The organism is Subtercola sp. PAMC28395 (genome assembly GCF_018889995.1).
In the GTDB taxonomy this organism is placed as follows: Bacteria; Actinomycetota; Actinomycetes; order Actinomycetales; family Microbacteriaceae; genus Subtercola.
The window spans coordinates 575,762-600,839 of record NZ_CP076547.1 but is presented as its reverse complement, the minus strand read 5'-3'; the positions used below and the strand labels follow the sequence as shown (position 1 = coordinate 600,839).

General features: G+C 65.5%; 23 protein-coding genes. 12 read left to right on the top strand and 11 right to left on the bottom strand.

Translation table 11 applies throughout. From position 1 onward, the window contains the following. Positions 1 to 56 precede the first annotated feature (56 nt). From KPL76_RS02900 to KPL76_RS02880, 5 genes are all read left to right on the top strand, one after another. Positions 57 to 1,877 carry an EAL domain-containing protein gene (locus tag KPL76_RS02900; RefSeq protein ID WP_216335023.1) on the top strand — a complete coding sequence of 607 codons (1,821 nt, stop codon included), beginning with the start codon at positions 57 to 59 and terminating at the stop codon, positions 1,875 to 1,877. 246 nt (positions 1,878 to 2,123) lie between these two features. Beyond that, positions 2,124 to 2,822: a 3-oxoacid CoA-transferase subunit A gene (locus tag KPL76_RS02895; protein ID WP_216335021.1), complete on the top strand. Its 699-nt coding sequence runs from the start codon at positions 2,124 to 2,126 to the stop codon at positions 2,820 to 2,822. Continuing rightward, entirely contained in the window at positions 2,812 to 3,540 is a 729-nt protein-coding gene (locus KPL76_RS02890) for a 3-oxoacid CoA-transferase subunit B (RefSeq protein WP_216335019.1), read from the top strand. Before KPL76_RS02895 ends, KPL76_RS02890 begins: the two co-directional genes overlap by 11 nt. Continuing rightward, positions 3,537 to 4,706 (top strand): thiolase family protein, encoded by a 1,170-nt coding sequence (locus tag KPL76_RS02885; RefSeq protein ID WP_216335017.1) that lies wholly within the window; start codon positions 3,537 to 3,539, stop codon positions 4,704 to 4,706. The genes KPL76_RS02890 and KPL76_RS02885 overlap by 4 nt, the downstream gene beginning before the upstream one ends. 139 nt (positions 4,707 to 4,845) lie before the next feature. Then, positions 4,846 to 5,670 carry an IclR family transcriptional regulator C-terminal domain-containing protein gene (locus tag KPL76_RS02880; protein WP_216335015.1) on the top strand — a complete coding sequence of 275 codons (825 nt, stop codon included), beginning with the start codon at positions 4,846 to 4,848 and terminating at the stop codon, positions 5,668 to 5,670. Here KPL76_RS02880 and KPL76_RS02875 read toward each other — a convergent pair. From KPL76_RS02875 to KPL76_RS02850, 6 genes are all read right to left on the bottom strand, one after another. After that, on the bottom strand, positions 5,667 to 6,335 hold the full coding sequence (locus KPL76_RS02875) for a histidine phosphatase family protein (protein WP_216335014.1): 669 nt from the start codon (positions 6,333 to 6,335) through the stop codon (positions 5,667 to 5,669). The two genes, KPL76_RS02880 and KPL76_RS02875, sit on opposite strands and share 4 nt — an antisense overlap. Positions 6,336 to 6,418: 83 nt before the next feature. After that, a complete protein-coding gene (locus tag KPL76_RS02870; RefSeq protein ID WP_216335012.1) occupies positions 6,419 to 7,213 on the bottom strand; it encodes a ferritin-like domain-containing protein in 795 nt (264 codons plus the stop codon). Positions 7,214 to 7,359: 146 nt separating this feature from the next. Beyond that, complete coding sequence (locus tag KPL76_RS02865) at positions 7,360 to 8,082, bottom strand: lysophospholipid acyltransferase family protein (protein ID WP_216335011.1); 723 nt, start codon at positions 8,080 to 8,082, stop codon at positions 7,360 to 7,362. Beyond that, positions 8,082 to 9,623: a lactate racemase domain-containing protein gene (locus KPL76_RS02860; protein ID WP_216335009.1), complete on the bottom strand. Its 1,542-nt coding sequence runs from the start codon at positions 9,621 to 9,623 to the stop codon at positions 8,082 to 8,084. Before KPL76_RS02860 ends, KPL76_RS02865 begins: the two co-directional genes overlap by 1 nt. Then, positions 9,616 to 12,018: an SDR family oxidoreductase gene (locus KPL76_RS02855; protein ID WP_371733932.1), complete on the bottom strand. Its 2,403-nt coding sequence runs from the start codon at positions 12,016 to 12,018 to the stop codon at positions 9,616 to 9,618. Before KPL76_RS02855 ends, KPL76_RS02860 begins: the two co-directional genes overlap by 8 nt. After that, the gene (locus KPL76_RS02850) at positions 12,015 to 12,890 is read right to left on the bottom strand and encodes a hypothetical protein (RefSeq protein WP_216335007.1); all 876 of its coding nucleotides are present in this window, start codon (positions 12,888 to 12,890) and stop codon (positions 12,015 to 12,017) included. Before KPL76_RS02850 ends, KPL76_RS02855 begins: the two co-directional genes overlap by 4 nt. A 99-nt stretch (positions 12,891 to 12,989) precedes the next feature. Between KPL76_RS02850 and KPL76_RS02845 the strand changes: the two genes are divergently transcribed. The 4 genes from KPL76_RS02845 (at position 12,990) to KPL76_RS02830 (ending at position 16,946) form a co-directional block, all read left to right on the top strand. Then, entirely contained in the window at positions 12,990 to 13,760 is a 771-nt protein-coding gene (locus tag KPL76_RS02845) for an SDR family oxidoreductase (RefSeq protein ID WP_216335006.1), read from the top strand. Positions 13,761 to 13,931: 171 nt separating this feature from the next. Further along, entirely contained in the window at positions 13,932 to 14,591 is a 660-nt protein-coding gene (locus KPL76_RS02840; RefSeq protein WP_216335003.1) for a 1-acyl-sn-glycerol-3-phosphate acyltransferase, read from the top strand. Further along, positions 14,588 to 16,258, top strand: a complete 1,671-nt coding sequence (locus KPL76_RS02835) for an FAD-binding oxidoreductase (protein WP_216335001.1) — start codon at positions 14,588 to 14,590, stop codon at positions 16,256 to 16,258. Before KPL76_RS02840 ends, KPL76_RS02835 begins: the two co-directional genes overlap by 4 nt. 49 nt (positions 16,259 to 16,307) lie before the next feature. After that, the gene (locus KPL76_RS02830; protein WP_216334999.1) at positions 16,308 to 16,946 is read left to right on the top strand and encodes a TetR/AcrR family transcriptional regulator; all 639 of its coding nucleotides are present in this window, start codon (positions 16,308 to 16,310) and stop codon (positions 16,944 to 16,946) included. Positions 16,947 to 16,984: 38 nt separating this feature from the next. Here KPL76_RS02830 and KPL76_RS02825 read toward each other — a convergent pair whose 3' ends face one another. Then, positions 16,985 to 17,725, bottom strand: a complete 741-nt coding sequence (locus KPL76_RS02825; protein WP_371733931.1) for an endonuclease/exonuclease/phosphatase family protein — start codon at positions 17,723 to 17,725, stop codon at positions 16,985 to 16,987. Positions 17,726 to 18,099: 374 nt separating this feature from the next. On the opposite strand from KPL76_RS02825, the gene KPL76_RS02820 reads away from it, so the two are divergent. Both KPL76_RS02820 and KPL76_RS02815 read left to right on the top strand, forming a co-directional pair. Beyond that, complete coding sequence (locus KPL76_RS02820; RefSeq protein ID WP_216334997.1) at positions 18,100 to 19,080, top strand: TIGR03557 family F420-dependent LLM class oxidoreductase; 981 nt, start codon at positions 18,100 to 18,102, stop codon at positions 19,078 to 19,080. 115 nt (positions 19,081 to 19,195) lie between these two features. Next, the gene (locus KPL76_RS02815) at positions 19,196 to 19,966 is read left to right on the top strand and encodes a dienelactone hydrolase family protein (RefSeq protein ID WP_216334995.1); all 771 of its coding nucleotides are present in this window, start codon (positions 19,196 to 19,198) and stop codon (positions 19,964 to 19,966) included. A gap of 116 nt (positions 19,967 to 20,082) precedes the next feature. On the opposite strand, the gene KPL76_RS02810 is transcribed toward KPL76_RS02815, so the two are convergent. Further along, positions 20,083 to 20,817 (bottom strand): ferredoxin reductase, encoded by a 735-nt coding sequence (locus KPL76_RS02810; protein WP_216334993.1) that lies wholly within the window; start codon positions 20,815 to 20,817, stop codon positions 20,083 to 20,085. A 96-nt stretch (positions 20,818 to 20,913) separates the two neighbouring features. After that, a complete protein-coding gene (locus KPL76_RS02805) occupies positions 20,914 to 21,507 on the bottom strand; it encodes a molybdopterin-dependent oxidoreductase (protein ID WP_216334992.1) in 594 nt (197 codons plus the stop codon). Between the two features lie 93 nt (positions 21,508 to 21,600). Between KPL76_RS02805 and KPL76_RS02800 the strand changes: the two genes are divergently transcribed. Further along, complete coding sequence (locus KPL76_RS02800) at positions 21,601 to 22,680, top strand: hypothetical protein (RefSeq protein WP_216334990.1); 1,080 nt, start codon at positions 21,601 to 21,603, stop codon at positions 22,678 to 22,680. 55 nt (positions 22,681 to 22,735) lie between these two features. Here the strand turns inward: KPL76_RS02800 and KPL76_RS02795 are convergent, their stop codons facing one another. Together KPL76_RS02795 and KPL76_RS02790 are read right to left on the bottom strand one after the other, a co-directional pair. Continuing rightward, entirely contained in the window at positions 22,736 to 24,193 is a 1,458-nt protein-coding gene (locus KPL76_RS02795; protein ID WP_216334988.1) for a deoxyribodipyrimidine photo-lyase, read from the bottom strand. Next, on the bottom strand, positions 24,190 to 24,717 hold the full coding sequence (locus KPL76_RS02790) for a MarR family winged helix-turn-helix transcriptional regulator (RefSeq protein WP_216334986.1): 528 nt from the start codon (positions 24,715 to 24,717) through the stop codon (positions 24,190 to 24,192). Before KPL76_RS02790 ends, KPL76_RS02795 begins: the two co-directional genes overlap by 4 nt. Between the last annotated feature and the right edge of the window lie 361 nt (positions 24,718 to 25,078).

Here is a 25,078-nt window from a genome sequence, read left to right as displayed (position 1 = left end):
GAGGCCTCGCAGAGCTTCGCGATTGTCGGAGCAGGGCGAGAAGTGGGGGCTGGGCGATGAGTAGAACAGACAGCTTGCAGAATGGCTTCCGCTCGCGCGTTGTTCAGATTCTCGCCGTCGAAACCTCGATTCGTTATGCGTTCTTCGCGCTTTTCGTCGACATCCAGCCGTCGTGGTTGCGCTTGGTACTCGGATTCCTGTCTGTTGCGGCGATCATTGTCGCGATTCTCATTCGCAACCGCGAACTGACCTCGCACATCCCGGGCAGAATCCTGATCGTTGCCGCCATGATCGTGCTCGCGTTCGTCGGGTTTGTGATCACGTCGCCCGAACTGGCGGTGATCGCCGCGTTCTCCCTGCTCGGGCTCGCCATGTCGGCCATTGCACTCGACACGTTCCGGCCAGGAATGGCGATCGGGCTCGTCGGCCACGCCCTGGCACTTCTCGTGCTCGGTTTTCGCAGCAGCACGATCATCGCCGCCTACCTCATCTATATCGGGCTCGCGATAACGGCAACCTTTCTGATCGTGCGCCTCAGGGCCTTTCTCGAACTCGAGCGGGATGCCGCCCTGCAGCTTGCACACACCGACCCACTGACGGGCCTGCTCAACCGGCGGGGCATGGAGATCCAGGTGCCTCTGCTAGACGCTGTGGCCGAGCGCGATGAGCAGTTGCTCGGCTGCCTCGTGCTCGACCTCGACCACTTCAAGAAGGTCAATGACGAATTCGGGCACCGCACGGGCGACAGCGTTCTGTCGCGGACCGCAGAGACCATCCAGAGCACCATCAGGGCGGCCGACATCGCAGTTCGTACTGGCGGTGAAGAGTTCGCCGTGTTCTCGGTGGTGCGATCATCCGCCGACCTCGCTCTACTGGCCGAGCGCCTTCGGAGCAATCTTGCCTCGGCCGAGCTCAAGCCCCATGTCACAGCGAGCATCGGGGGTGCGATCGGGCGGGGTGGCTCTGCCGAAGAGATCTCGTCACTGTTCGAACTCGCCGACACCGTTCTGTTCACGGCCAAGAAGGCCGGCCGCAACACCGTTCGCATGTTCGACGGGTCGCTCGGCAGGCCCCTGCCAGCGAGCGCGCTCATGGCGGACTACTCGCGGTCGAAGGCGTCGGATGTCTCTGCCGCGATCAGGGATCGTACCGTGTTCGTGGTGTACCAGCCGATCGTCGACCTCGAAGCCGAACGCATCATCGGGTTCGAGGCCCTGGCCCGGCTGACCACACCAGACGGCTCCAACATCATTCCGCCGATCGTCATCAGCGAGGCGCGCAAGCAGGGCCTTCTCGACCGGCTCACCATCGACATCGTCACCGACGCGTATGTGGCGATGGAGGAGTTCCTCGACATCGAACCGGGCGCGCCGACGCTGCACATCAACATCGAGGCCACGCAGATCACGTCTCCCGAGCTGCTGGAGCATCTCGAGGCGATGCGGAAGTCGCACCCCAGGGTGCAGCTGCGTCTGGAGTTCACCGAGGCGTCGATCAGTGACCTGAACACCGATGCGATCGAGCAGATGAGGAGCCTCACGCAGTCGGGGATCTCGTTCGCGCTCGACGACTACGGACAGGATCACGCCAGCGCAGCGGCCCTGCTGCGCATGCCGCTGCACACGGTGAAGATCGACAAGGTCTTTCTTGCCGACGAGACCAACCCGCGCCACAAGATCATCCTGAGTTCGGTGGCCCACCTCGTCAGCGACCTGCAGATGCATACCGTCGTCGAGGGTGTCGAGACCCAGTCGGGTCACCAGACGCTGGTCGACCTCGGCATCACCCACGCCCAGGGCTTTCTCTACGGCCGGCCACTGACCGCCGACGACACGAAGGCGCGACTCACCGACTCCGGCCTGACGATGTGGACCTGACGCTCTCGTAGCACGCATCATTCTCCGGCCGGCTCTGCACCTTCGTCGGGTCGAACCGCACCGTTCCAGCGCCCGCCCTGCCTGGCTTTGACCTTTCGTCGCCTGCTCTGGTGATTTGTCGCGCATTCGCGTAGTATCGAGATACGAACAAAAGTTCGACAGACGAACAATGCGAGCTTGAGAAGGCTGAAGCTTCACCGGCCTGTAGCTTCACGGAACTGCAACTTCACCCAGCGGAGAGTGACGATGATTTCAAAGACCAGTGAGAGCGCTTCGGCCGCCCTGGCCGACATTCCAGACGGCGCCACAATCATGATCGGCGGTTTCGGCCTCGCCGGGCAGCCCGTCGAGTTGATCGAAGCCCTGCTGAAGCAGGGCTCGACCGGCCTCACCGTGGTGAGCAACAATGCGGGCAACGGCGATACCGGCCTCGCAGCTCTGCTCAAGGCGGGGAGAGTGAAGAAGATCGTCTGCTCTTTTCCGCGCCAGACCGACTCCTACGTGTTCGACGCTCTCTATCGTGCCGGCGAGATCGAGCTCGAACTTGTTCCGCAGGGCAACCTCGCCGAACGCATCCGTGCGGCCGGAGCCGGGATCGGCGCCTTCTTCAGCCCAACCGGGTACGGTACCCAGCTCGCGGAGGGCAAGGAGACCCGCGTGATCGACGGGCGAGGATACGTTCTCGAGCATCCGATTACCGCCGATTTCGCGCTCATCAGTGCGTACCGGGCCGACAGGCTGGGAAACCTGACGTTTCGCAAGACTTCGCGCAATTTCGGGCCGATCATGGCCAGCGCGGCGACCATCACGGTGGCCCAGGTCGACCGTATCGTTCCGCTCGGCGAGATCGACCCCGAGAACGTCGTCACTCCCGGCATCTATGTGGACCGCGTCGTCGAGACCGGTGACCGATTCGAGAAAGAGGAGTGGGCTGATGTCAGGTAACTCGTGGACACGTCGACAGATCGCAGAACGTTTGGCGGCCGACGTACCGGACGGCGCGTACATGAACCTCGGAATCGGGCTCCCGACGCTGGTCTCGAACTACCTGCCGAGCGATCGCGAGATCATTCTGCACACCGAGAACGGCATGCTGGGAATGGGCCCGGAGGCCGAGCAGGGTCACATCGACCCTGATCTCATCAATGCCGGAAAGCTCCCGGTGACTGAACTGCCTGGAGCCTCGTACTTCCACCACGGCGATTCGTTCGGGATGATGCGCGGAGGTCATCTCGACCTCTGCGTGCTCGGGGCATTCCAGGTCTCGGAGAAGGGCGATCTCTCCAACTGGAGCACGGGTGCCCCCGATGCCATCCCGGCCGTGGGAGGCGCGATGGATCTGGCGATCGGTGCCAAGAAGGTCTACGTCATGATGGAGCTCGCCAGCAAAGACGGCCGCTCCAAGCTCGTTGACACGTGCACGTACCCGCTCACGGGTCTCGGTTGCGTCGACCGCTTGTACACCGACCGGGCCATCTTCGAACTCGGCCGCGACGGTGCTGCGGTCATCGAATTGGTCGGCGAAACGACTGTCGACGAATTGCGGGAGCTCACCGGGCTCCCGCTGCGTGACGAGACCCTGACACCCGCGAACGACGCAGCGCGTGCCAACACTTCAGACCAGACGAACTCTTCAGCACAACAGAAAGGCGCCCTCGCATGACCGAGAGCTTCATCTACGACGGTATCCGCACCCCCATCGGCAGGTTCGGCAAGTCCCTCGCCGGTGTGCGGCCCGATGACCTGGCAGCCCACGTCGTGTCAGAGCTCGTGAAGCGGCACCCGACACTCGACACCGCGACCATCGACGACGTCTTTCTGGGTGATGCGAATGCCGCAGGCGAAGACAACCGCAATGTGGCGCGCATGGCGAGCATTCTCGCCGGTCTTCCGACCTCCGTGCCCGGTGTGACCGTCAACCGTCTCTGCGGGTCGGGCCTTGAAGCTGCCATCCAGGCCAGTCGTGCGGTCGAGGCGGGTGACGCCGATCTCATTCTCGCGGGCGGTGTCGAATCGATGAGCCGCGCACCCTGGGTGCTGCTGAAGCCCGAGCGTGCGTATCCGGCGGGCTCAGAGACGCTGCACTCGACCACTCTGGGCTGGCGCATGGTGAATCCGGCGATGCCCTCTGAGTGGACGATTCCCCTGGGTGAGACCGCTGAGATCCTCGCCGACCGCTATTCGATCTCACGCGAGGAGCAGGATGACTTCGCCGTGCGCAGTCACCAGCGTGCCGATGCAGCGTGGAACGCCGGCATCTACGACGACGAGGTCGTGCTCGTGCCCGGGACCACCCTCGCGCGTGACGAAGGTATTCGGGCCGACTCGACCCGGGCATCCCTTGCGACCCTGAAGCCGGCATTCCGACGCGACGGTTCGGTCACGGCCGGCAATTCGTCACCGCTGAACGACGGCGCGGCCGCGATGTTCATAGGCCGCGAAGGTGCGCTCGACGCGCAGCCGCTGGCCCGTATCGTCTCGCGCGCCGTCGCCGGCAACGACCCGAACATCTTCGGCATCGCGCCGGTCGAAGCGGCGAACAAGGCGCTCGCGAGAGCAGGCAAGACCTGGGCCGACGTCGACGTGGTCGAGCTGAACGAGGCGTTCGCAGCACAATCGCTGGCCTGCCTGAAGCTGTGGCCAGAACTCGACCCCGAGAAGGTCAACGTCGACGGTGGAGCTCTTGCCATCGGGCATCCGCTCGGTGCCTCTGGCGCACGCATTCTGTTGCACCTCGCCAGGGCCCTCGAGCGCCGGGGTGGGGGAGTCGGTGTCGCGGCGATCTGCATCGGAGTCGGGCAGGGTCTCGCCGTCGTGCTCGAGCGCTGAGGAGCACGGTGCCGGGTTGTGGCGCGCGCCACCAGCTGACCGACGGGCTGCGCGGCCACGGCCCTGCATGCCTCGGGCCGACTGCATGCGTCGGGCCGGTGGCATGCCTCGAATCGCCAGCAAGTCTCAGGCCGGTAGCATGACTGGCGTGCAGGCCGAGCAGCGAGACCCCAGACCAGCGAGCGAGCTGCCCGAGCCGAGCGACCAGTACGTGCAGTCGCTGGTCCGCGGTCTGACCGTCATCCGCGCCTTCGACGCAGACCACCCGGCCATGACCCTCAGCGAGATCGCTGCGCAGACCTCGTTGACCAGGGCGACCGCCCGGCGTTTTCTGCTGACGCTGGTCGAAGTCGGGTACATGCAGACCGACGGGCGGCTCTTTACGCTCACGCCGCGGGTGCTCGAGCTCGGGTTCAGCTACCTCTCTGCCCTCACCCTGCCGCAGGTCGCCCAGCCGTACCTCGAGCAGCTCTCCCGCGAGACAGGCGAATCGAGCTCGGCTTCGGTGCTCGACGGCGGCGACATCGTCTACGTCGCCAGGGTGGCGGTGCGGCGCATCATGAGCGTGACGATCAGCGTCGGCACCCGCTTCGAGGCCTACACGACGTCGATGGGGCGGGTGCTGCTGGCAGGTCTGGCACCGGACGATCTGCTCGCCCACCTCGACCTCGTGACGTTCTCGCAGATGACCCCGCGTTCCATCGATAGCCGGGCCGCCCTCCTCGCCGAACTCGAGCGGGTGCGCGAGCAGGGCTTCGCGCTGGTGGACCAGGAGCTCGAGATCGGGCTGCGGTCGATGGCTGTGCCGGTGTTCGATGCCTCCCAGCGCGTGGTGGCGGCCATCAACGTGTCAGTCTCGGCCGGTACGCGCACGCCGGAGGAGATGAGGGCGACATTGCTCGCGCCCCTGCGTCACGCGGCTACCGAGATCAGCGCGAGCCTGACGGCGGCCCGGCGAGCCTAACTCTCTGCCCCGTTCCCGCCTGCGGTGGGGTCGGGAGCCGAGTGGTCTTCGAGGCCCGCGCCGCCGATGGGCTCGTCGGCCCAGTAGGTCGTCACCCAGCCGTCTGCTGCCGAGCCCTCGAGCACGACGACTGCCGTGTTCTCGAGTACGTGCGTCTTGCTGAACTCAGCGTCGATGTTCTGGGAGGCATACGATGCCCAGGTGCGGATGGCAGCTCCATGGCTGACCACCGCGACGGTTCCCGTGGGGTGGGCTGCGGCGACCTGCTCGATCGCTGCCGTGTAACGGCCGTAGAACTCGTTACCGTCTTCTCCGCCCGGAATACGGGCGTCGAAGTCGCCCCACCACGAGAAGATCGTGCCCATATAGCTGCGGATCGCCTCCTCATCGGAGCGCTGTTCGAGGTCACCGGCATCGATCTCGTGGATTCCCTCGAGCACAACCGGCTGAATTCCCCGCGCCAGCGCGAGCGGCGCTGCGGTCTCGTGGGTACGTCGCAACGTCGAGACATAGATCGCGTCGACCGGGATCGACGCCAGCGAATCGGGAATTGCCGCGGCCTGGCGTTTGCCGAGAGGCGTCAGGCCCGGCCCCGGAATCGCGGTGCCGAGCGCGCCGTTCACATTGTCGATCGTCTGGCCGTGTCTGATCAGGAGTAGTCGCATCAGATCCAGCCTAGAACGTCTCAGTGCTGCGTGCGGCCGGTTCTCCGAGGGGTACACCCCGCCGACCCGCACCACTCCTGCTGCTACGCAGTGATCCCGTTGGCGTCGAGCGAGTCGGCGACAATCGTCAGGCCCTGCAGGCCAGGCATCTTCGCGATGTGGGCGTCGATGGCGTTAACAGCCTTGCGCCCTTCTGGGCCCCCGAAGATGTGCCCCATGACGTGCTTCACTTCGGACTTGTCCATGATGGTCGAGCCGACCGGGCCCCAGAACTTGCCCAGGGCGAACCGCGCGAACTTCTGGGCGACAACGCTCTTGCCGAGACGCTCGCGAGCTTGCGTTGCGTAGAACGCCACGTGCCGTGCCTCCTGCATCGCGATGCGCTTGAGCAGTTCGGCGAGCACGGGGTTGCCTTCGATCTCGGCAAGGCGCTTGTAGGCGGCGACGGCCGACCACTCGTTGGCTGCGCCCCAGATCATGTGCACGCCGATGAAGTCCTTGCCCACGAGGTTCGAGAGCACCGACTGCTTCACGGGGTCGATCCGATCTTTCCAGCCCAGTTTCAACCGCTTCGACTTGAGCTCATCGAACTCGAGCACGATGTCGTGCATGCGCAGCACATCGGCCAGCGCCTCGCCATGCCAGAACTCCTCGCGGTTCCACATCGTCATGAATCCGGTCACATCCGCATCGCGGTGCGAGGGGGTGACGAGCATATCGCGCATGTAGCAGACGGTGTGGTATTCCACATCGGCCATATATCGAATGACGCGCAGGGTGTCAGGAGGCAGAGGGTTCGTGCGGAAGTCTTCGAAGTCGAGGTCTTCCCAGGCGACGTTCTTCGAGGTCTTGGTGTAGTTGTCGATATCGAAGGCCATGAGCGTGTGAGAGCAGCTTGCTGTGAAGCGAAGCTCCTCGTCCTCCTCTTGAATAGAACCGGCTTGAGCGTGCATCCGGGTTGGTGTGGCTGGGTGGATCTATGACTATTGTGCGATAGCTTGCTGAATTCTCGGTGTCTGTTGGGTCAAGTCCACACCTGGCGCCGGGTCTGGCGCTCAGGTTTTGTCGCATTCCAGACCCGTCGCCAGTGGGCGGCTGTCTCGTCTGTCTTTGTGTCTGGCAGTGAACCCTCGGCCTGCGCACGAAGGGCGCCGTACCAGCCGAGCGTCGCCTCGGCCATGCCAAGAGTGATGGCCTCGACGATCGAGGCATTCACTGCAGAGGGTTCGTCGCCGGCCGCCGTACGGATTGGTGCGCCGAACACGACGGTCACCGAGTGGCCCCCCGATTCGGGCAGAACGCGCCACGGCGGGAGGGCACGAAACGTTCCGACCAGTGCAACGGGCACGATGGTGACGCCCGACCGGATGCCCAGCCGAGCAGCCCCGAGATCGAATTCCGTCATCGAGCCGTCGTCGGAGCGGTGCCGCTCGGGAAAGAGCAGAAGGCTCACGCCGTGGTGCAGCAGAGTGCTGAGGCGAGACACCGAGCGGAGTCCGCGAGCCTGGTCGGCGAGGCCGAGCAGGCCGTGACGTGGCTCGACGCCCACAGAGACGAGCTGCGGCGCGTATTCGCGCACGAGCTCACTGACCAGCGCGGCATCCAACTCACTCGGGTGGTTGGCCACGAAGAGGTACGGGCCCGGGTGGTCTGCCAGCTGGTCGAGCCCGCGAACGACAGGGTCGACGGCGAGGCGCACCGCAATGGCGGAAGCCCTGCCGATTCCCTTACCGGGCGTGTGCTTCATCAGCTGACCTCGGAGATGCTCACCGGTGCCCCGTGGACGTACGTGATCGACGGGGAGAGCCCGACGCTGTCGCTCGCCATCTCCAGTGCGTCGTTCAGGGTCGTCGCTGCTTTGAACCCCATGCGCCTGGTCGACTCGAGGTTGCCGCCGACGAATATCACGTCACCGAGGTGCTCGATGGCCGGGGCCGCCGAGTACCAGGCGTGGAACGGGTGCAGCGCGTGGTGCGCGAAACTCGTCTGGTACAGGTGCCGGTACCACGGGTCTGAGGCGAACTTGCCCTCGAATTCGGCTGAGAGCCGGCCGGAATCGGTCGTCGTGGCGAGCGCTTCGGCGAAGAAATCGACGTAGGCAGGGTGGTACAGCGGGTGGAACCAGTTCGCCAGCGGGTGGTAGAAGATCGCCGTGCCGCCCTTGCGCACCACAGGCGCCGAGGTCGAGCCGTTGAAGACCTGGCCGAGGCCGAGGGCAGCCGCCGTCACCGGGTTCAGCGTGGTGCCGATTCCTCCGGGGTTCGGGATTCCGAAGAGCGCGACGTCGGCGGGCGCGGCGACCTGGCCGACCTGCTGCTGAGTCAGGAAGGCTTCGGTGAGGGGATGCACGGAGCTCGGTCGCCCGGCAACCACCGAGGTCACGCCGAACCCGATGCCCGAGATCTGGCTCAGCCCCACACGTTTGCGAGAGGGAAGCAGACGGGTCGCAGCCTGGAGTCCTGTAGAGAGCGCCCTGTCGGTGAGGCTCCATTCGCGTTCGCGCTTGCTGAGAAACGCGGTACCGGGGCCGGTCGGCTCAGGTGAGAGCGTGACGTCGATCGTGAAGACCTTGGCCGTGTCACCGATCTGGTCGACGAGAGCGCCGTAGGCATCGGCAGAGCCCGGAGCCACCGCGAGAGGGGAGTTGAGGGCGCGCGCGGTCGCAGCGCTGGCCAGCTTCGTGACGACGGCAGGTGCGCCCTCGTTGCCCACGGCGCTGGCCAGGCGAACCGAGATGACCAGGTCACTCGAAACGACGCGGGAATTGATCTCGATCGGGGTGCCGTCGGCGGTGCGGCCCACCTCCACGAGATCGTTCGTGGCTTCGCTGTCGTGGCTGCGCAGCCTGTCGGGTGAGAACGAGGCGAACACGCGGTCACCGAGCACTGCGCGCAGGTCCTGCGCGGTCAGGCGGCGCCGAAGCCCGGTTGCCGCGATGAGTTCGACGTCGTCGACGCCGGCCACAGCGGCAAGCTCGAGCACTCGTTCGATGACGCGCTGCCGAACATCCGGTGCAGTGCGTGCGGTGAGCGGCTGCGAAAGGTCGTCGAAGACGATCGTCACGCGGGTCTCGGGGTGAAGCAATGCAGCCAGCGGTTCGCTGTCGACAGGCTTGGCGAGTGCGCGGTCGATCTGCGCTTCGACTGAGCGGATGCCCGGGAGCGCGTCAGGCGGGTACAGCACACTGGCACCGGCGGGCAGCCGCTCCAGCAGCACTTTCTCGCCCTGGAAGACGACGAGTGGAGGGGTCTGCGCGTCGACGCTCAGAACGAATCCTGGTCTACTCATGGAAGATCTCTTTCAGGCTGGGTGCGGTGGAAAGTTCGTGTTGCGGGCGGTTCGCCTCGGCGACCGTCACAGGAGGAGCTGGTCGCAGGAGTTCGGCGATCGTGTCGATGGGCGAGATCTTGTTGTCGGTCCACTGGTGGATGCGCCAGTGCTTGACCGTTGCGTGCTGGTAGAGCGCCGCATCGGGGTTGACCGCCTGCGGGTTTCCGACGAGTTCGAGCCAGGCGCGGTCGGCGTGGCTGTCGCCGTAGGCATAGGACTTCGACAGGTCGATTCCCTCGCGCTCGGCATAGATGCGGAGCCAGGCCGCCCTCGCTTCGTCGACGAGCGGAGGCTTCGAAAGGTAGCCCGTCCAGATGCCGTTCTGCGAGTGCATCGAGCTCGCGACGACTTCGTCGAACAGCGAGACGAACGGCGAGGTGAAGACGTCGATCGTACCGGTCACGAGAACCGTGCGGTGGCCGGCCTCGCGGTGCTTGCGAATCTGCCTGACCGCTTCGGGCCGGATGCGCTGCAGCAGAACGTCGCCCACCGAGTCGCGGATGAGTTCGCGGAGCGCGGCCTCGTCGACGCCTTCGTAGCGCCGGAGGAAGGTGCGGAGGAACTCGCCCCGGTCGCGCCGGTCGGTCGCGATGTAGCGGGGCAGGGAGCCGAAGAGGTTGGCAAGTTCAGCCGGCCACTTCGACTTGTCGAGGCTGGCGAGTCTCACCCAGAGGTACTGCTCGATGATGTTGGTCGCCAGCACGGTGCCTTCGAGGTCGAAGACCGCAACGGCGTCGGGGTTGTGCGGCAGCGGTTTCTCGACCTGCGCCTTGGGGCGGGGACGAGAGCTGAAGGTGCGCATCAGTGTGGTCACGGCCGGGAAGTGCACCTGTTGAAGGTAGTGATCCCAGTCGATCAACTGCGAATTGAAACCGAACTTCGCCCGCTCGGAGAGAGGCAGCTGCTCGTTCAGAGCTGCGGTTCGGCTGTCGTCGTAGATGATCTCGGCCTGGGTGTAGTTCTGGTACAGGTCGGAGTAGGCGCGCAGCAGTTCGAGATCGGTCTGCCTGGATGAGACGCTGCGCATCCAGTCGCGCGTGACGCTCGACGACGGCAGGCGCAGGAGGGTCTTGCGGGCGTAGCTGTTCGTGCGCTCGCCGAAACGCAGGGCCCTGGCGATCGCCTTGGCGCCGGGGAACGACCAGAGGGGGGCTCTGATGTGGCCCCGCTGGTCATCCGGAATCGGGTTGGCCCTGAAGTAGGTCAGTACGTTCTCGTAGATGTCACGCATGGTGAGCGGGTTTCGCCCGCCCGAACTGAGGTGGTAGTACTTCGGCTCTTCGACGGCGGGCGGGTTCGCGGCGACGGCGAGGGTGGCGTTGACCACGATGTCAACGGGGATGATGTCGAGAATGCTGTCTGGCAGGCCGGGGAACTCCGGCAGCAGCCCGCGCCCGTATGCGATGATCAACGGGTCGGCGACCTTGAAGCCGTCGATCCAGCCGGGGAAGGGGTGGTTCAACGCGCTCTCGATGATGGCGGGGCGAACGACCGACAGGCGGTGCCCGTTACCGGCCCACAACTGTTCGGCGACTCGCTCGCTCATCGACTTGGTCAGCGCGTATACGTCGGCCCAGCCCAGGCTCTGCGCGCGGGTGCGGCCGTAGTCGACCAAGCGCTTCGTGACCCATTCGACGCGACCTTGTTCTGCTGCCGCGGCGATGGCCTGTGGGCCGACCTTGCCCACCTCACTTCGTGCTGCGGCGATGAGCTTTCTCAGTACCTCTGGGCGGCGGGAGGAGGCCTCGACCTGCGCGCGGGCGGCGACCGCAGCATCCATCTCCGCACGCCAGTCGACGGTGTGCTTCAGAGACTCTTCGACGGCGGTGCCCTTGCGGATGCCGCCGACGTAGGCCGTCGAGACGTGAACGACGTGCGGGTCGGAGCCGGTGCGCAGCAGGGCCTCGTAGAGCCCGACCGCGCCGCCGACGTTGGTCTTGAAGGCTTCGTCGATGGGCGGGTCGAACGACACGGTCGAGGCGCTGTGGATCAGAACGTCGAGGTCGGCGGGCATGGCGGCGACGGAGCCCATGCTCGACTCCACCACCGTGATTCGCTCGCGCATCGCGCGGTCGACCTCGTCGGCGCCGACCCGTTCACGCCACTTCGAGAAGACGGGTTTGCGCAGCAGGCTTGTGAGTCGCGCCTCGCCGGTCAGCGAGCCCTTCGGCCGGATGAGTAGCGTCATGCGGGTGGTCGGATAGTCGCTCAGCAGCTTCTCGAGCAGGGCCTGGCCGACAAATCCGGTGGCGCCGGTGAGCATGATGTGCTGGCCTTCGAGGGGTGCGAACACCTCTGCGTCTGGGCCTGGGTTCACCACAGCATCCGGTGTGGACTTCTCGCTGTTGCTCACGTGGTCACTCCCGTCGCGCCGCCGGAGGTGGGCAGCCCAGCCGCCAGCCGAGAACCGACGTTCACCCCGAAACGGTGGGCAGCCTTGCGCGCGATAGTGAGGCCGCGAAGCCCGGGAAGCTGGTCGACGGCGTCGTCGATCGCTTCGATGTCAGCCTGCCCGCCCGGGCCGCTGAACAGGTAGCTCATCATGAATCGCGTCTCCTGGGTTGGTTGCTCGCTCGTACCCGTCGGCGCCCACGAGTGCTTCAGGGACGACCGTGTCAGCTTTCGGGCCTGGGCCGATTCTTCCAGTCTGCGAAGGGTTTCGCCTTCAAAGAAGTGCAAGTGGCGATTTCGCAGCACCTGAAAACCGTTCAGAACCTCGGCCAGCGCAGCGTTCGGTTCCCGTCTGACGATCTCTGCGTAAGACACCCGGCTCACGAGTTCGTCGATGTAGCCGTGGGTCACGTGGATCGAGATGAAGTCTTCGCCGATGAGGTTGGACCTCACAGCGTTGACGATCGGCGAGACCCGGTCGACGAACTCGCGGCCGAAGCGCACGACCGTGAGCCTCGCGCGATTCGTGGCGGGTACGAAGTTGTCGTGCACAGCCAGGATCCGGTCGAAGGCGTCGGCGATCCAGTACTTCTCGAACGCCCAGGTGGCCAGAAAGGCGGTCAGGCGAGCATCTTTGTGCGAGGGGGTCACGAGCACGTCACGCATGTGGTGCATCGTGAAATTCTCGAGGTCGCGCAGGTACGCGATGGCACGCAGCGACTGGGCGCCGAGTGGATGCTCGGCAAACGCCTCCAGCGGCAGAGTCGCCTCGTGGCTTCCCGCCGCGGTGCGCGTGTACTGGCGAATGTCGAAGTCGCCGGTGTTCTCGGTCATGGGGTACTCCCGTGCTGTGGGCGTCGCGGTTCGGTGGAACCGTCGGCGAAGGGGCGTATTCGCAACTGTCGTTCGTTGCCGTGTCGTAGGGTGTTTGCCATGGGAACCGCATTGATCACTGGCGGCAGCTCGGGCATCGGAGCTTCGTTCGCCCGGGCGCTGGCGACCAGGGGTGAGAATCTTGTTCTGGTCGCGCGCGACACAGAGAAGCTTGACCGGGCGGCGGCAGCGCTGCGGCTGGAGTTCGGGGTGAACGTCGAGACTGTCTCTGCCGACCTCGCGGTGCGCGACGACGTTGTTCGCATCGGTGAGATCCTGGCGCGCACAGACGACCCGATCGACACTCTCGTGAACAACGCAGGCTTCGGGGTGCACACCTCGCTGCTGGCTGAAGACACGACGCCGCACGAGCACGCCTTCGACGTGATGTGCCGCGCGGTACTCATGCTGGGTGCGGTGGCAGGCCGAACCATGAAGGCGCGCGGCTCAGGCACGATCATCAACATCTCGAGTGCGGCGGGCTTCATCACGATGGGCAGCTACTCCGCGATCAAAGCGTGGGTGCGCATCTACAGCGAGGGTCTCGCGGTGGAATTGAAGGGCAGTGGGGTGCAGGTGACTGCGCTCTGCCCCGGCTGGGTTCACACCGACTTTCACGATCGCGCGGGCATTCGCAAGTCGTCGATACCGGAGTTCCTCTGGATCGATCTCGACGGAATGGTCGAAGACGGTCTTGCTGATGCCGCCAGTGGCAAGGTCATCTCCATCCCTTCCAAGCGGTACTCGGCGCTCATGTTCGTCGCCAGGCACGCCCCGCGAAACGGAATCCGGTGGATCTCGGGCCGCATTTCGTCCAGTCGCGCGCACTGACAGGGGCCCGTTCGGCCCTCGTAAATAGTATCGCTACGGTGTGCGTTTCGGTTCGCGGTGCATTGTGAGTACTCTGGGTTGGTGGAGTTCGGCAATAGGTACACTTCACGGGCCCAAGCGGGAGCTCGTTTCGTAGCACAGCGCCTTCTGCTGAAACCGCTCATCTGGTCGATGGTGAGAATCCACGTCACCGGTCGCTCGCAGTTGAAGGATGTGCACGGCGCGTACATCGTCGTAGCCAATCACAGCAGCCATCTGGATGCCCCGCTCATCCTCGGCGCAATGCCGAGCAGGCTCTCCCGTTACCTTGCGGCCGCTGCAGCTGCGGACTACTTCTTCGACGTGTGGTGGCGCAAGGGCCTCACTGCGCTGTTCTTCAACGCCTTTCCGGTCGATCGCAGTGCGGCCTCCCGGTCGAACGGCCTCACCGGCAAGCTGTTGCACCACGGGGTGCCGCTCCTGGTCTTTCCCGAGGGAACGCGTTCCAAAGACGGAACGATCGCCCCCTTCAAAGCGGGGGCAGCGGCCCTCTGCATCAAGTACGGCATCCCGTGTCTGCCGCTGGCGATCATCGGTGCCTCAGAGGCGATGCCGCGAGGGCGCAACTGGCCCGTGCCCGGCCGGCCACCGGTCGAAGTCGCCTTCGGTGAACCACTGATCGCCGCCGACGGTGAGACTGTCGACCAGTTCAACAAGCGCATCGAGCGCACGGTGCGGGAGCTTCACGTCTCGCACCAGCCGAAACCACCAATCAGCCTGATCGATCCAGACCTGCAGAACGACCCCGGAACGCCGGGTACTACGCAAACCCCCACCGAAGGAGCCGCATGACCGACGTCAAACACATGAAGTGGTGGGGTTGGGGCGTTGAAGGCGTGGGGTTCCACCACGAAGACAAGCCCGGCTTCGCACCGTTCGTTGTTGATGCCGTCGGAATCGATGTCTGGCGGGAGCCTGTGCCGCCGATCGACTTCTCCGAGGTCCCCGTGCCGCCGAGCCAGGCGGGTGCCGAGCTGATCGACGCCCTGACGCTCATCGTCGGGCCTGAGTACGCGACCGTCGATGACCTCGAGCGTGTCGTGCACACCTACGGCAAGAGCATCCGGGATCTCATCAGGCTTCGCGCAGCGATCCTGCCGCGCATTCCCGACGTCGTCGTCTACCCGGCGGACGAGAGCGCAGTGCAGCGCGTCGTCGACCTCGCCGTGGCCACGAACTCCGTCATCATTCCCTTCGGTGGCGGCAGCAACATCGTGGGCAGCCTCGAACCGCTGCCCACCGAGACACGCCCCGTGATCTCGCTCGACATGGGCCGGCTCTCGCGCGTGCTCGAGATCGACGAGTACTCCGGGCTTGCCACCATCCAGGCCGGCGTGCTCGGTCCCGATATGGAAGAGCAGCTGAACGCCCGTGGCTGGACCATGGGGCACTTCCCCGACAGCTTCACCCACTCGACGCTCGGCGGCTGGATTGCCACCCGTTCGTCGGGAATGCAGTCCGACAAGTACGGCGACATCGCCGAGATCACCAAGGGCATCCGGGTCGTTCAGCCCGGCAAGCTGCTGGTCGTGCGCCCCATCCCCTCTTCGGCGACAGGTCCGAGCGTGCGTGAGGCCATCCTCGGCAGCGAGGGCCGCCTCGGCGTCATCACCGAGGCCGTCGTGCAGGTGCACCGTGTGCCTGAGAAGCGCGAGGTCATCGGCTATCTCTTCCACGACTGGGATTCGGCGCTCGCCGCCATGCACGACATCAACAAGAGCGATGCTGCGCCCTCGATCACCCGCGTGTCAGATGCGAGGGAGACCGCGTTCTCTTTCAGCACCTCAAAGGCAAGCCACGGCATCAGCGGCCAGGTTCAGAAGGCGTTGTTCGCGTTCCTGAAGCGCCGCGGCTGGAACCTCGACGAGGTCTGCCTCTCGTTCATCGGCTACGAGGGTTCGTCGGCCAACGTCGCCCACCAGAAGTCGGTGGTTTCAGACGTGCTCAAGAAGCACGGTGCGATCAACCTCGGCAAGGGCCCGGGAACGCTCTACGACCAGAAGAAGTTCGACACCCCGTACCTGCGTGACTTCCTGCTCGACAGGGGAGCCGCGGCCGACGTATCGGAGACCTCTGCGCCGTGGTCGAAGCTGAAGCCGCTGTACGACAACGTCTTCGCCGCGGCGAACAAGGCGTATGACGAGATCGGTATGAAGGGGTGGATCATGTGCCACCTCTCGCACTCGATGCACGCCGGAGCCTGCCTCTACTTCACGTTCGCGTTCACTCACGATGGGGTCGACCCGATCGCGCAGTACGACGTGGTGAAGTCGGCCATCCAGCAGGCCTTCATCGACTCCGGTGCGACGCTGTCGCACCACCACAGCGTCGGGCTCGAACACTCCCAGTGGACGGTCGCAGATATCTCTGAGGCAGGGGCGGACCTGGTGCAGGGAATGTTCACTGCGGTCGACCCGGGTGAGAACCTCAACCCGGGCAAGATCCTGCCGACGCGCTGAGTCGTGCACTCGCGCAGCCGGGGTCTCGAGCGGTGGGGCAGTCGTCATCATGTCTGATGACGCTGCGCTGCTTCCGAAACCAGGCGTGGCGAAACCAGGCGTGGCGAAACCAGGCGTAGAGACGCCCAGTGTGCAGACGCCAGGTGCGCAGAAGTCTGGCACGGTCGCGCTGATCCTGTCGACGACCCTCGACATCCTGCGTACCAAGGGGCCGGCGGCCGTCAACATCGAGGCTGTCTCGGCGGCATCTGGAATCGCAAAGACGACGATCTACCGGCGGTACGAGAATCGCGACGCCCTGCTCGAAGCGGCGATACTGTCGGTGGTCATCAACCCGGTTCCGCCCGCCGACACGGCGTACATCGAGCAGCTCCGGTGGGTCATCCGGCAATCCCGCGATGGAGTCGAGAACATTCTCGGCATGGGCGGAGTCTCTGCCATTCTGGCTGGTCAAGACAGGCAGTTCATGGACCTCATCCGCGGCATGCTGGTGCCCTGGATCGCCCTCGTGCGCAACCTGCTCGTCGCCGGCGTCGCTTCAGGGGAGCTGCGGGAAGACGTTGATGTCGATGTCGCCCTGAACTTCATTCTCGGGTCGTCGCTCGGCGAGTTCATTCGTGTCGGCACAGTTTCAGACGACTGGTCGGAGCGCGTGCTCACCATGGTCTGGCGCATGGTCGGGCCCTGAGCCGGTACCCGTGACCGGGTCGTGGTGACTGTTGGGGGTCAGACCTCGTCGAGCACGGGATCGTGCGGTGACTGGTCGTCGCCTGAGTGGCGTGCGGCCGGCGAATCGAGCCCAGCCCGCTTGAGGATCTCGGTCGTCACCAGGATGGGCCTGTGGTCGGAGAGACCCTGAGGGAGCGTCTCGACGAGTTGGATGTCGAGCCCCTTCGAGGTGAGGAAGTCGAAGTGGTAAGCGATCGACTTCGTGTAGAAGTAGGTCGGCCCGTCGCTCAGCGACAGTGAATACCCCGCGTCTTCGACCTGCTTGATCAGCTTGTTGCGAAGCAGGGGGTAGTTGAAGTCGCCCGCCATGAGCGTCGGCACGTCGCCGCTCAGTTCGCTCAGGTGCTTCAGCGCCCCGGCGATCTGCCGCCGGCGCATCAGGTTGGTCGCCGACAGTGGTGAGGCGTGAAACGATGCCAGCTGCAGGTCTTGCCCGGTGTTCACATCGACCAACCGGGTCGTCAGCAGACGTTCGATGCCCGGCAGCAGCACGCGGTCGTGTAGCGCGCGCTGCAGCGAGAACGCGTGCGAGTCGAGCGCAGTGAAGCGCTCGGGCCGGTAGTAGATAGCCAGGCCGAGTTCGCTCTTGTAGGTCGCGCTCGCCAGCTTGAGATCGCCGATCTCCTCCGGCATGCGAACGCCGTCGCCCTCCTGGAGGGTGAGTGCGTCGACAGGGTGACGTGCAACGAGCTCAAGCAGTTCAGCGGTAGCTGCGTGCCTGCGCAGGTTGTAGCTCATGATCTTCAGTTCGAACCGCCCAACGATCGTGCCCCTGCCTGTTTACGAGTCCAAGTCTAACGAGAATCGCTGGCAGCCAGATGCGAGGTACCGGATGCCCGGCACACGTCATTCGGAGCCCCCACCTCGTCCGCTTGGTCCCCCGCCCCGCCCCGCCCCCCCCGCCCCCCGCCCCCCGCCCTCCGCCACTCGGTGTACCAACTTCCGTTGCTCACCCGTCCGCAATCCGACACAAGTTGGTACACCCACCCGGCAGGATGGGCGAACCGAAACACACGGGCGCGTCGCGCGCAACCCCGACCCCGCCGCTTTGACTTCGTCAGACGCCGGGCAGAGTCTGGATTCAGTTACCGCACCGACGACCTGGAGTTGAGATGACGCGTTTCGGATACACCCTCATGACCGAGCAGAGCGGCCCCAAAGACCTGGTCGCCTACGCCGTCGCCGCCGAGAACGTGGGTTTCGACTTCGAAGTCTCGAGCGACCACTACTCGCCGTGGCTCACGAGCCAGGGCCACGCTCCCTACGCCTGGACGGTGCTCGGTGCCGTGGCCCAGGCCACCACGCGGGTGGAACTCGCGACGTATGTGACGTGCCCGAGCATCCGGTACCACCCCGCCGTCGTCGCGCAGAAGGCCGCCACGCTGCAGCTGCTGGCCGACGGCCGGTTCACCCTGGGGCTCGGTGCAGGCGAGAACCTGAATGAGCACGTGGTCGGCGAGGGCTGGCCCGCGGTGGATGCCCGGCAGGACATGCTCGAAGAAGCTGTGCAGATCATCCGGGAGTTGCACACCGGCGAACTCGTGACGTGGCAGGGCGACTACTTCCGCGTGGATTCGGCCCGCATCTGGGACGTGCCCGACGGGGGAGTGCCGATCGGAATCGCGGTCTCTGGCCCGAAGTCGATCGAGCGCTTCGCGCCTCTCGGAGACGCGCTGATCGCGACCGAGCCGAAGGCCGAGCTCATCTCGGGCTGGGAGGCGGCGCGTTCGGACCTCGCAGGGGCTGGCCCATCGCGGTCGATCGGCCAGATACCGATCTGCTGGGGGCCCGACAAAGACGAAGCCATCGCGCTGGCCCACGAACAGTTCCGGTGGTTCGCCGGTGGCTGGGCCGTCAATGCCGATCTGCCGACGCCGGCGGGGTTCGCCGGTGCGAGCCAGTTCGTGAGGCCTGACGATGTCGCCTCGAGCATCGCCTGCGGCCCCGACCTCGACGAACTCGCCGAGAGTGTGAAGCCGTTCCTCGAGGCAGGGTTCACCGACGTTGCCCTGGTTCAGGTCGGCGACCAGCGCCAGCAGGAGTTCCTCGACACCGTCGCCGGCCCCCTGCTCGAGAAGCTGCGCGCACTCTGAAGCTCCACGCGCGCCGACTTTCCCCAAAGTGCAAGAAATTCAGTGAAATGCTGCACATTCGGGAAAGTCGATAACATCAGCATCAACATCAGCATCAACGAAGAGGGGTGGATCCATGGCTGAGAACGACGCTGCGGCAGAGAACGGCACCGTGACACTGAGTGATGTCGATCTGACGGGGGCCGCGCTGCCCGGTATGAGCCCCGGGCTCTACGGGGCACTCGCTGTACCGGCCGGGGAGGGCCCGTGGCCCGCGGTCGTGATGGTCTTCGAGGCCTTCGGCATGACGGACGTCATGCGTCGCCAGGTCGACCGCATGGCGAACGCGGGGTTTCTCGTGCTCATGCCCGACATCTTCGTGGACGGCGGTGCGCGAAAGTGCGTGGTCGCGACGTTCAAGGCGATTACGAGCGGTGAAGGCCGCGCCTGGGTCGACGTCGAGGCCGCCCGCCAGTACCTTCTCGGCCGCGACGACTGCACCGGCAAGGTCGGCGTGCTCGGCTTCTGCATGGGCGGCGGGTTTGCCCTCGCGGCGGCGACGAGCGGGCGAGGCTTCGATGCGGCCAGCGCAAACTACGGCCGGCTGCCGGGTGACATCGATGCGTGGGCCGCAACAGCGTGCCCGGTCGTCGGCAGTTACGGCGGCCGAGACAAGTCGCTGAAGGGTGCCGCGGCGAAGCTCGAATCGGCGCTCACCCAGGCAGGCGTTCCCAACGATGTGAAGGAGTACCCGGAGGCCGGCCACTCCTTCCTCAACGACGCCGAGACCGGCCCGAAGGCGATGCGCCCGATCACCAAGCTGATGCTCGGGGCAGGCCCCAATCCCGAAGCGGCCGCCGACGCGTGGAAGCGCATCGACGCCTTCTTCGCCGAACACCTCGCCTGACGCTACGCAGCCGCCGGTTGAGTAACGCGGTGTAGCTGCGTGTATCGAAACCGGATGTGCCTGGGGGTTTCGACTCCTCAACCGGCGACTTCTCCACGCTCGACCGCCTTGTGCGCCTAAACCCCTCCGAAGCGCTCGGTGCGCACGCGAGCTGCGGGGTGCCCGAGCTCGACCAGCCAGCCGGCGATCTGTTCCACGAACCCGTTGGGCCCGCACACATACGTCGTCGGCCCCAGCTCTGGCCCGACGGTCAGCATCTCGACCTCGGTGCGGCTGAGCCGCCCGACTGAACGGTCCGCGCCCAGCGGCGCCTGCCGGGTGAACGCGTAGTCGATCAACACATGCGCTCCCGACTCGTCGGCAAGCCGTTGCAACTCCTCGGTGTAGAAGACGAACTCCGGCGCGCGCACCGAGTACAGCAGCCGCATCGGCGTCGGATGCCCGGCACCCGCGTGCGTGCGCAACATCGACATCAGCGGAACCACACCCGACCCGCCCGCGATGAGCTGAATCGGCTCGGGTTGTTCCGGCTTCCACACGAAGTACCCGCCGACCGGGCCACGGACCTCGATCATGTCGCCGACCTCGATGCCGCGAACAAGGTACGGCGAGACTTCGCCGTCATCCAGTTCTTCGATCGAAATCTCGACCAGTACATCGGGGTCTGTCGACGCACCAGACGCGATCGAGTACTCCCTCGACGCCTGGTAGCCGTCGGGCGCCGTCACCCGCAGATCGAGGTGCTGGCCCGAGAGCTGCCCCGGCCAGTCTTCGACCCGCAGCGCGAGTGTGCGGGCGGTGGCCGTCTCGTCGTGTATCGCTTCGACGGTTGCCCGATGCCACTCAACCATGCTGGCCAGCCAAACCAGTCACGGCGTCAGCGTCACGTGCAGCCACCACCTTCACCACCGTCACCGCAGAACCCGGGGTGTCCGACTCAGCCCTCACTACGAATACCGCTCCTCTTTCCACGGGTCGCCCACGTCGTGATACCCGTACGTCTCCCAGAAGCCGAACTCGTGGTGATCCATGAGCGTGATGTTGTTGACCCACTTCGCGCTCTTCCACAGGTAGAGGTGCGGGATGAGCAGCCGTGCCGGCCCGCCGTGGTCGGGGGCGAGCGGTTTGCCGTCGAACTCGAAGGCGATCCAGGCCTTGCCGCCGACCAGGTCGCTGGTGCGCACGTTGGTCGTGTAACCGCCGTAGCATGAGGCCATCGCGAACTCGGCTGAGGTGTCGACGCCCTCGAGCAGGTGGTCGAGCGACACGCCCCGCCATCCCATACCGAACTGCGACCAGCGGGTCACGCAGTGCAGGTCCACCGTGAACTGGTCGATCGGCAGCTGCATCAGAGTCTGCCAGTTCCATGCCTTCAGGTCACCGTTCGCTGCACGCAACGAGAGCGCCCAGTTGTCGGTGTTGATGTTGGGTGTCGGGCCAGCAGAGAGCACCGGAAAGTTGCTCACCTCGTACTGGCCCGGCGGCAGCAGGGGGTTGGCGTCACGACGCCGTCCGGTGAATCCGGGGGAGAAGATTCCCATGGAATGCCCTTTCGTGAGAATCGGTCGCGAGCCCCGAGCCAGCCCGCCCAAACCTCTTAGAATCAATGTACAGCGAACGTTAGAGGAGTGGCAGTGACCCTGTTCGACTTCGACGCGCTCGCCGACGAGAACGGCCGCACCTCGCAAGGCTGGCCGCCGCCTCCGGGCCCGCCGCGCCGGCGATCCCGAGCGGGTCGAGTGTTCCTGGCGCTTGCGATCATCGTGGCGATCGCTGTGCCCGCGGGGGCGATCGGCTGGGGTATCTTCCACCAGCGCATCGAAGACCAGATCGCCGTCTGGAACTACCGGCCCACCGCCGAACTGGCCCAGATGTCGACCGACTCGGGTCTCAATGACGAGGGCCGCTTCTACTTCTATGCCAGCGCACCCACCGTCGAGAGCGCCAGCGACTTCACCGCCGTGTGCGGGTCGTCTCGCGACGATTTTGTGTTACTCGGGTGCTACAACGGGTCGAGCATCCATATCTTCGATGTGTCGGATGCCCGGCTCACCGGCATTCGCGGCGTGACGGCGGCACACGAGATGCTCCACGCGGTCTATGCGCGGCTCAGTGACTCAGACCGCACCGACCTCGACGCCCTGCTCGAGGCGCAGTACGCCACCGTGAAGGACGACCCCGAGCTCTCGGCACGCATGGCGAGCTACGCCACGTTCGAGCCGGGCGAGCGCGACAACGAGCTGCACTCGATCTTCGGCACCGAGCTCGCCACCCTGAGCCCTGAACTCGAGGCGCACTACGCGCACTACTTCGCAGACCGCTCGAAGGTCGTGGCGCTGAACGCCTCGTTCCAGGCCGTGTTCAAGCAGGTGCAAGACCAGGAGACGACGCTGGCCGCGCAGCTCACGGCCGCCGGAGATGCCATCGATGCCGAATCGTCGAAGTACACAGCAGACATCGACACGCTGAACGCAGACATCAGCTCCTTCAACTCACGAGCCGACAGCGGCGGCTTTTCGAGCGAATCGTCGTTCACTGCGGCGCGCAGCGTCATCCAGCAGCGCAGCGACGAGCTCAAGGCGCGTTACGACACGATCCAGGCCGACATCTCCCACTACAACGACCTGCGCAGCCAGCTGAAGGCCCTCGACTCGCAGGCAGCCGAGCTCAACCGCAGCATCAACAGCACGCTGCAGTCGCCCGCCACGGGCTGAGGCCCGGGCTGGTTTCGCACGTACCTTCGACGCGGGCCGAGCATAAGGCCGACGCTCAGTTGCCGCGGATGGTCTCGTAGGCGTCGAGGGCGCGCTTGCGGGATTCGCCCAGGTCGACCATCGGGTCGGGGTAGGCGGGCGTACCGTACTCAGGAACGTAGGTGGTGATGTACTCGGAATCGGGATCGAACTTGGCGGCCTGCAGCGCCGGGTTGAAGACCCTGAAGTAGGGTGCAGCATCCACTCCCGAGCCGGCGACCCACTGCCAGTTCATGGCGTTGCTGGCCTGGTCGGCGTCGACGAGCGTGTCCCAGAACCAGGCTTCGCCGACGCGCCAGTCGACGAGCAGATTCTTTATGAGAAACGATGCAGCGACCATCCGCACACGATTGTGCATGATGCCGGTCTGCCAGAGTTCGCGCATGCCGGCGTCGACCAGTCCAACCCCGGTGCGGCCCTGCTGCCAGAGCGCGAGGGTCTCGGGGTCTGGCTCGTTCCACGGGAACGCGTTGAAGGCCGGCCGCATGTTCTCGGTCGTGATCTCGGGGAAGTGGTAGAGCAGGTGATACGCGAACTCGCGCCACCCGACTTCGCGCAGGAACGCCGCACTCCCGCCGGGTTGCACGGTTCGGGCGGCAGACGGGCCTTTCAGCCCGTGCCAGAGCTGGAACGGGCTGATCTCACCGAAGCGCAGCCGGGGCGACATGCGGGAGGTGACGTCCTGGGCGGGCAGGTCGCGGTCACTGGAGTAGTCGCCGAGCCCGTGGGCGACGAAGGCGGCGAGTTGCGCGTGTGCTGCGGCCTCACCGGGCACCCACGCATCGCGGAGGCCGCCGGCCCAGTCGGGAGCCGTCGGGAGCAGCCCCCACGAATCGAGAGGTTCGGTCGGCAGCGAATCGGTGGCTTCTGAGGAGTTCGCTGAGGTAGACGAGGTCTCTGTGCGGGCGGTCTTGGTGCTGCCGCCCGCTGCCCCTGGTTCGAGGGCAGCGATGGCTGCTCGGGTCGGCGCGGGGAGCGGCTGCCGCGGCGTCGGGGCACCGAGGCACGCCTTCCAGAACGGCGTGAAGACACGGTAGGGCTGACCTTGCCCGGTCTGCAGGGTCCACGGCTCGAAGAGCACGCTCGCTTGAAAGCTGCGGGCCTCGATGCCCTGCGCCTTGAGCGACGACTTGATCCCGGAATCGATCTCGCGCTCAGCGAGACCGTAGCGGCGATTCCAGAACACGGCTCCGGCCCGCGTCTCGGCACACAGCTCGGCCACGACGTCGGTCGCGGCACCGCTTCGAAGCGTCAGGGTGAGGCCCAGGGCATCCAGTTCGCCAGCCAGGGCCGCGAGGCTGTGGTGCAGCCACCACTTGCTCGCGCCGCCCAGGGGCCTGATGCCCGGGCTTGATTCGTCGAGGATGTAGACGCAGACGATCTGCTCACCGCGGTCGACCGCAGCATGAAGCGCCGGATGATCGGCAACCCTCAGATCGTCACGAAACCAGACGAGGCTGGGCCGGTCGCTCATTCGGCCGTCGCCGCGCTGGGTGCCTCGGCCGCAGCTTCTGGCGCAGTGTCGACCACACAGTCGTCGGTGCCGCCGCTGACGCTGATGCGGAGCTTGTCGCAGAGCGCGAGTAGCTGGGCGAGCTCGTCGGGGTGCAGCGCCTTCGACATCTCGTGGCTGATTGTGCGGCCGTGCACGCGGGCAGCCTCGCGGTAGACCTCGAACCCATCGGTTGTGAGGGAGACGATGGTGCCGCGGCCGTCGCTCGGGTCGACCGATTTCGAGAGGATGCCGCGGGCCGCCAGCCGGTCGACGAGCCGGGAGACGCTCGGCTGGGTGAGCAGGGTACGTGTGTTGAGGTCGCGGATGCGCATGCGTCGCTCGGGCTGGATCGACAGCGTGTACAGCACGTCGTACTCGGTGAGCGAGATGACCTGTGAGGGGAAGTCTTCGGCGAGCATGCGCATCATCGTCACCTGGGCGCGGAAGAGCGCCTCCCATGCGGCGACCGGTGAAACCTTGTGCGCGTAGTCGTGGTCAGCCATCTGTGCCCTTTCTCAGGACTCCAGCGTAAACGCAACTTCGCGCCGTGCGGAGCTAATCGTGGGTCAGACCGCGCCTGCGTCGCCTCGCTGGCAGGATCGTCGCGCCGCATGGAGGTGGGTGCATGCGGCGCTTTTCGTCGCATCGGCCTCACGCGCGATCAGTGCTCGACGTCAACTGCTGCACCACGGCCGATCCGAACCAGACGAGGTCGGGCAAGGCGGCGGCGCGTGCGTCGCTTTTCTGTTTCCGGGGAGAATCTCGGGTTGCGGACACTGCTCCCGGCAGTCTGCTGAAGAGGCGGCGGCAAGGCCGACGAGGTCGGGAAAAGCGGCGACCCGTGCGTCGCTTTTCCGTTTCCGG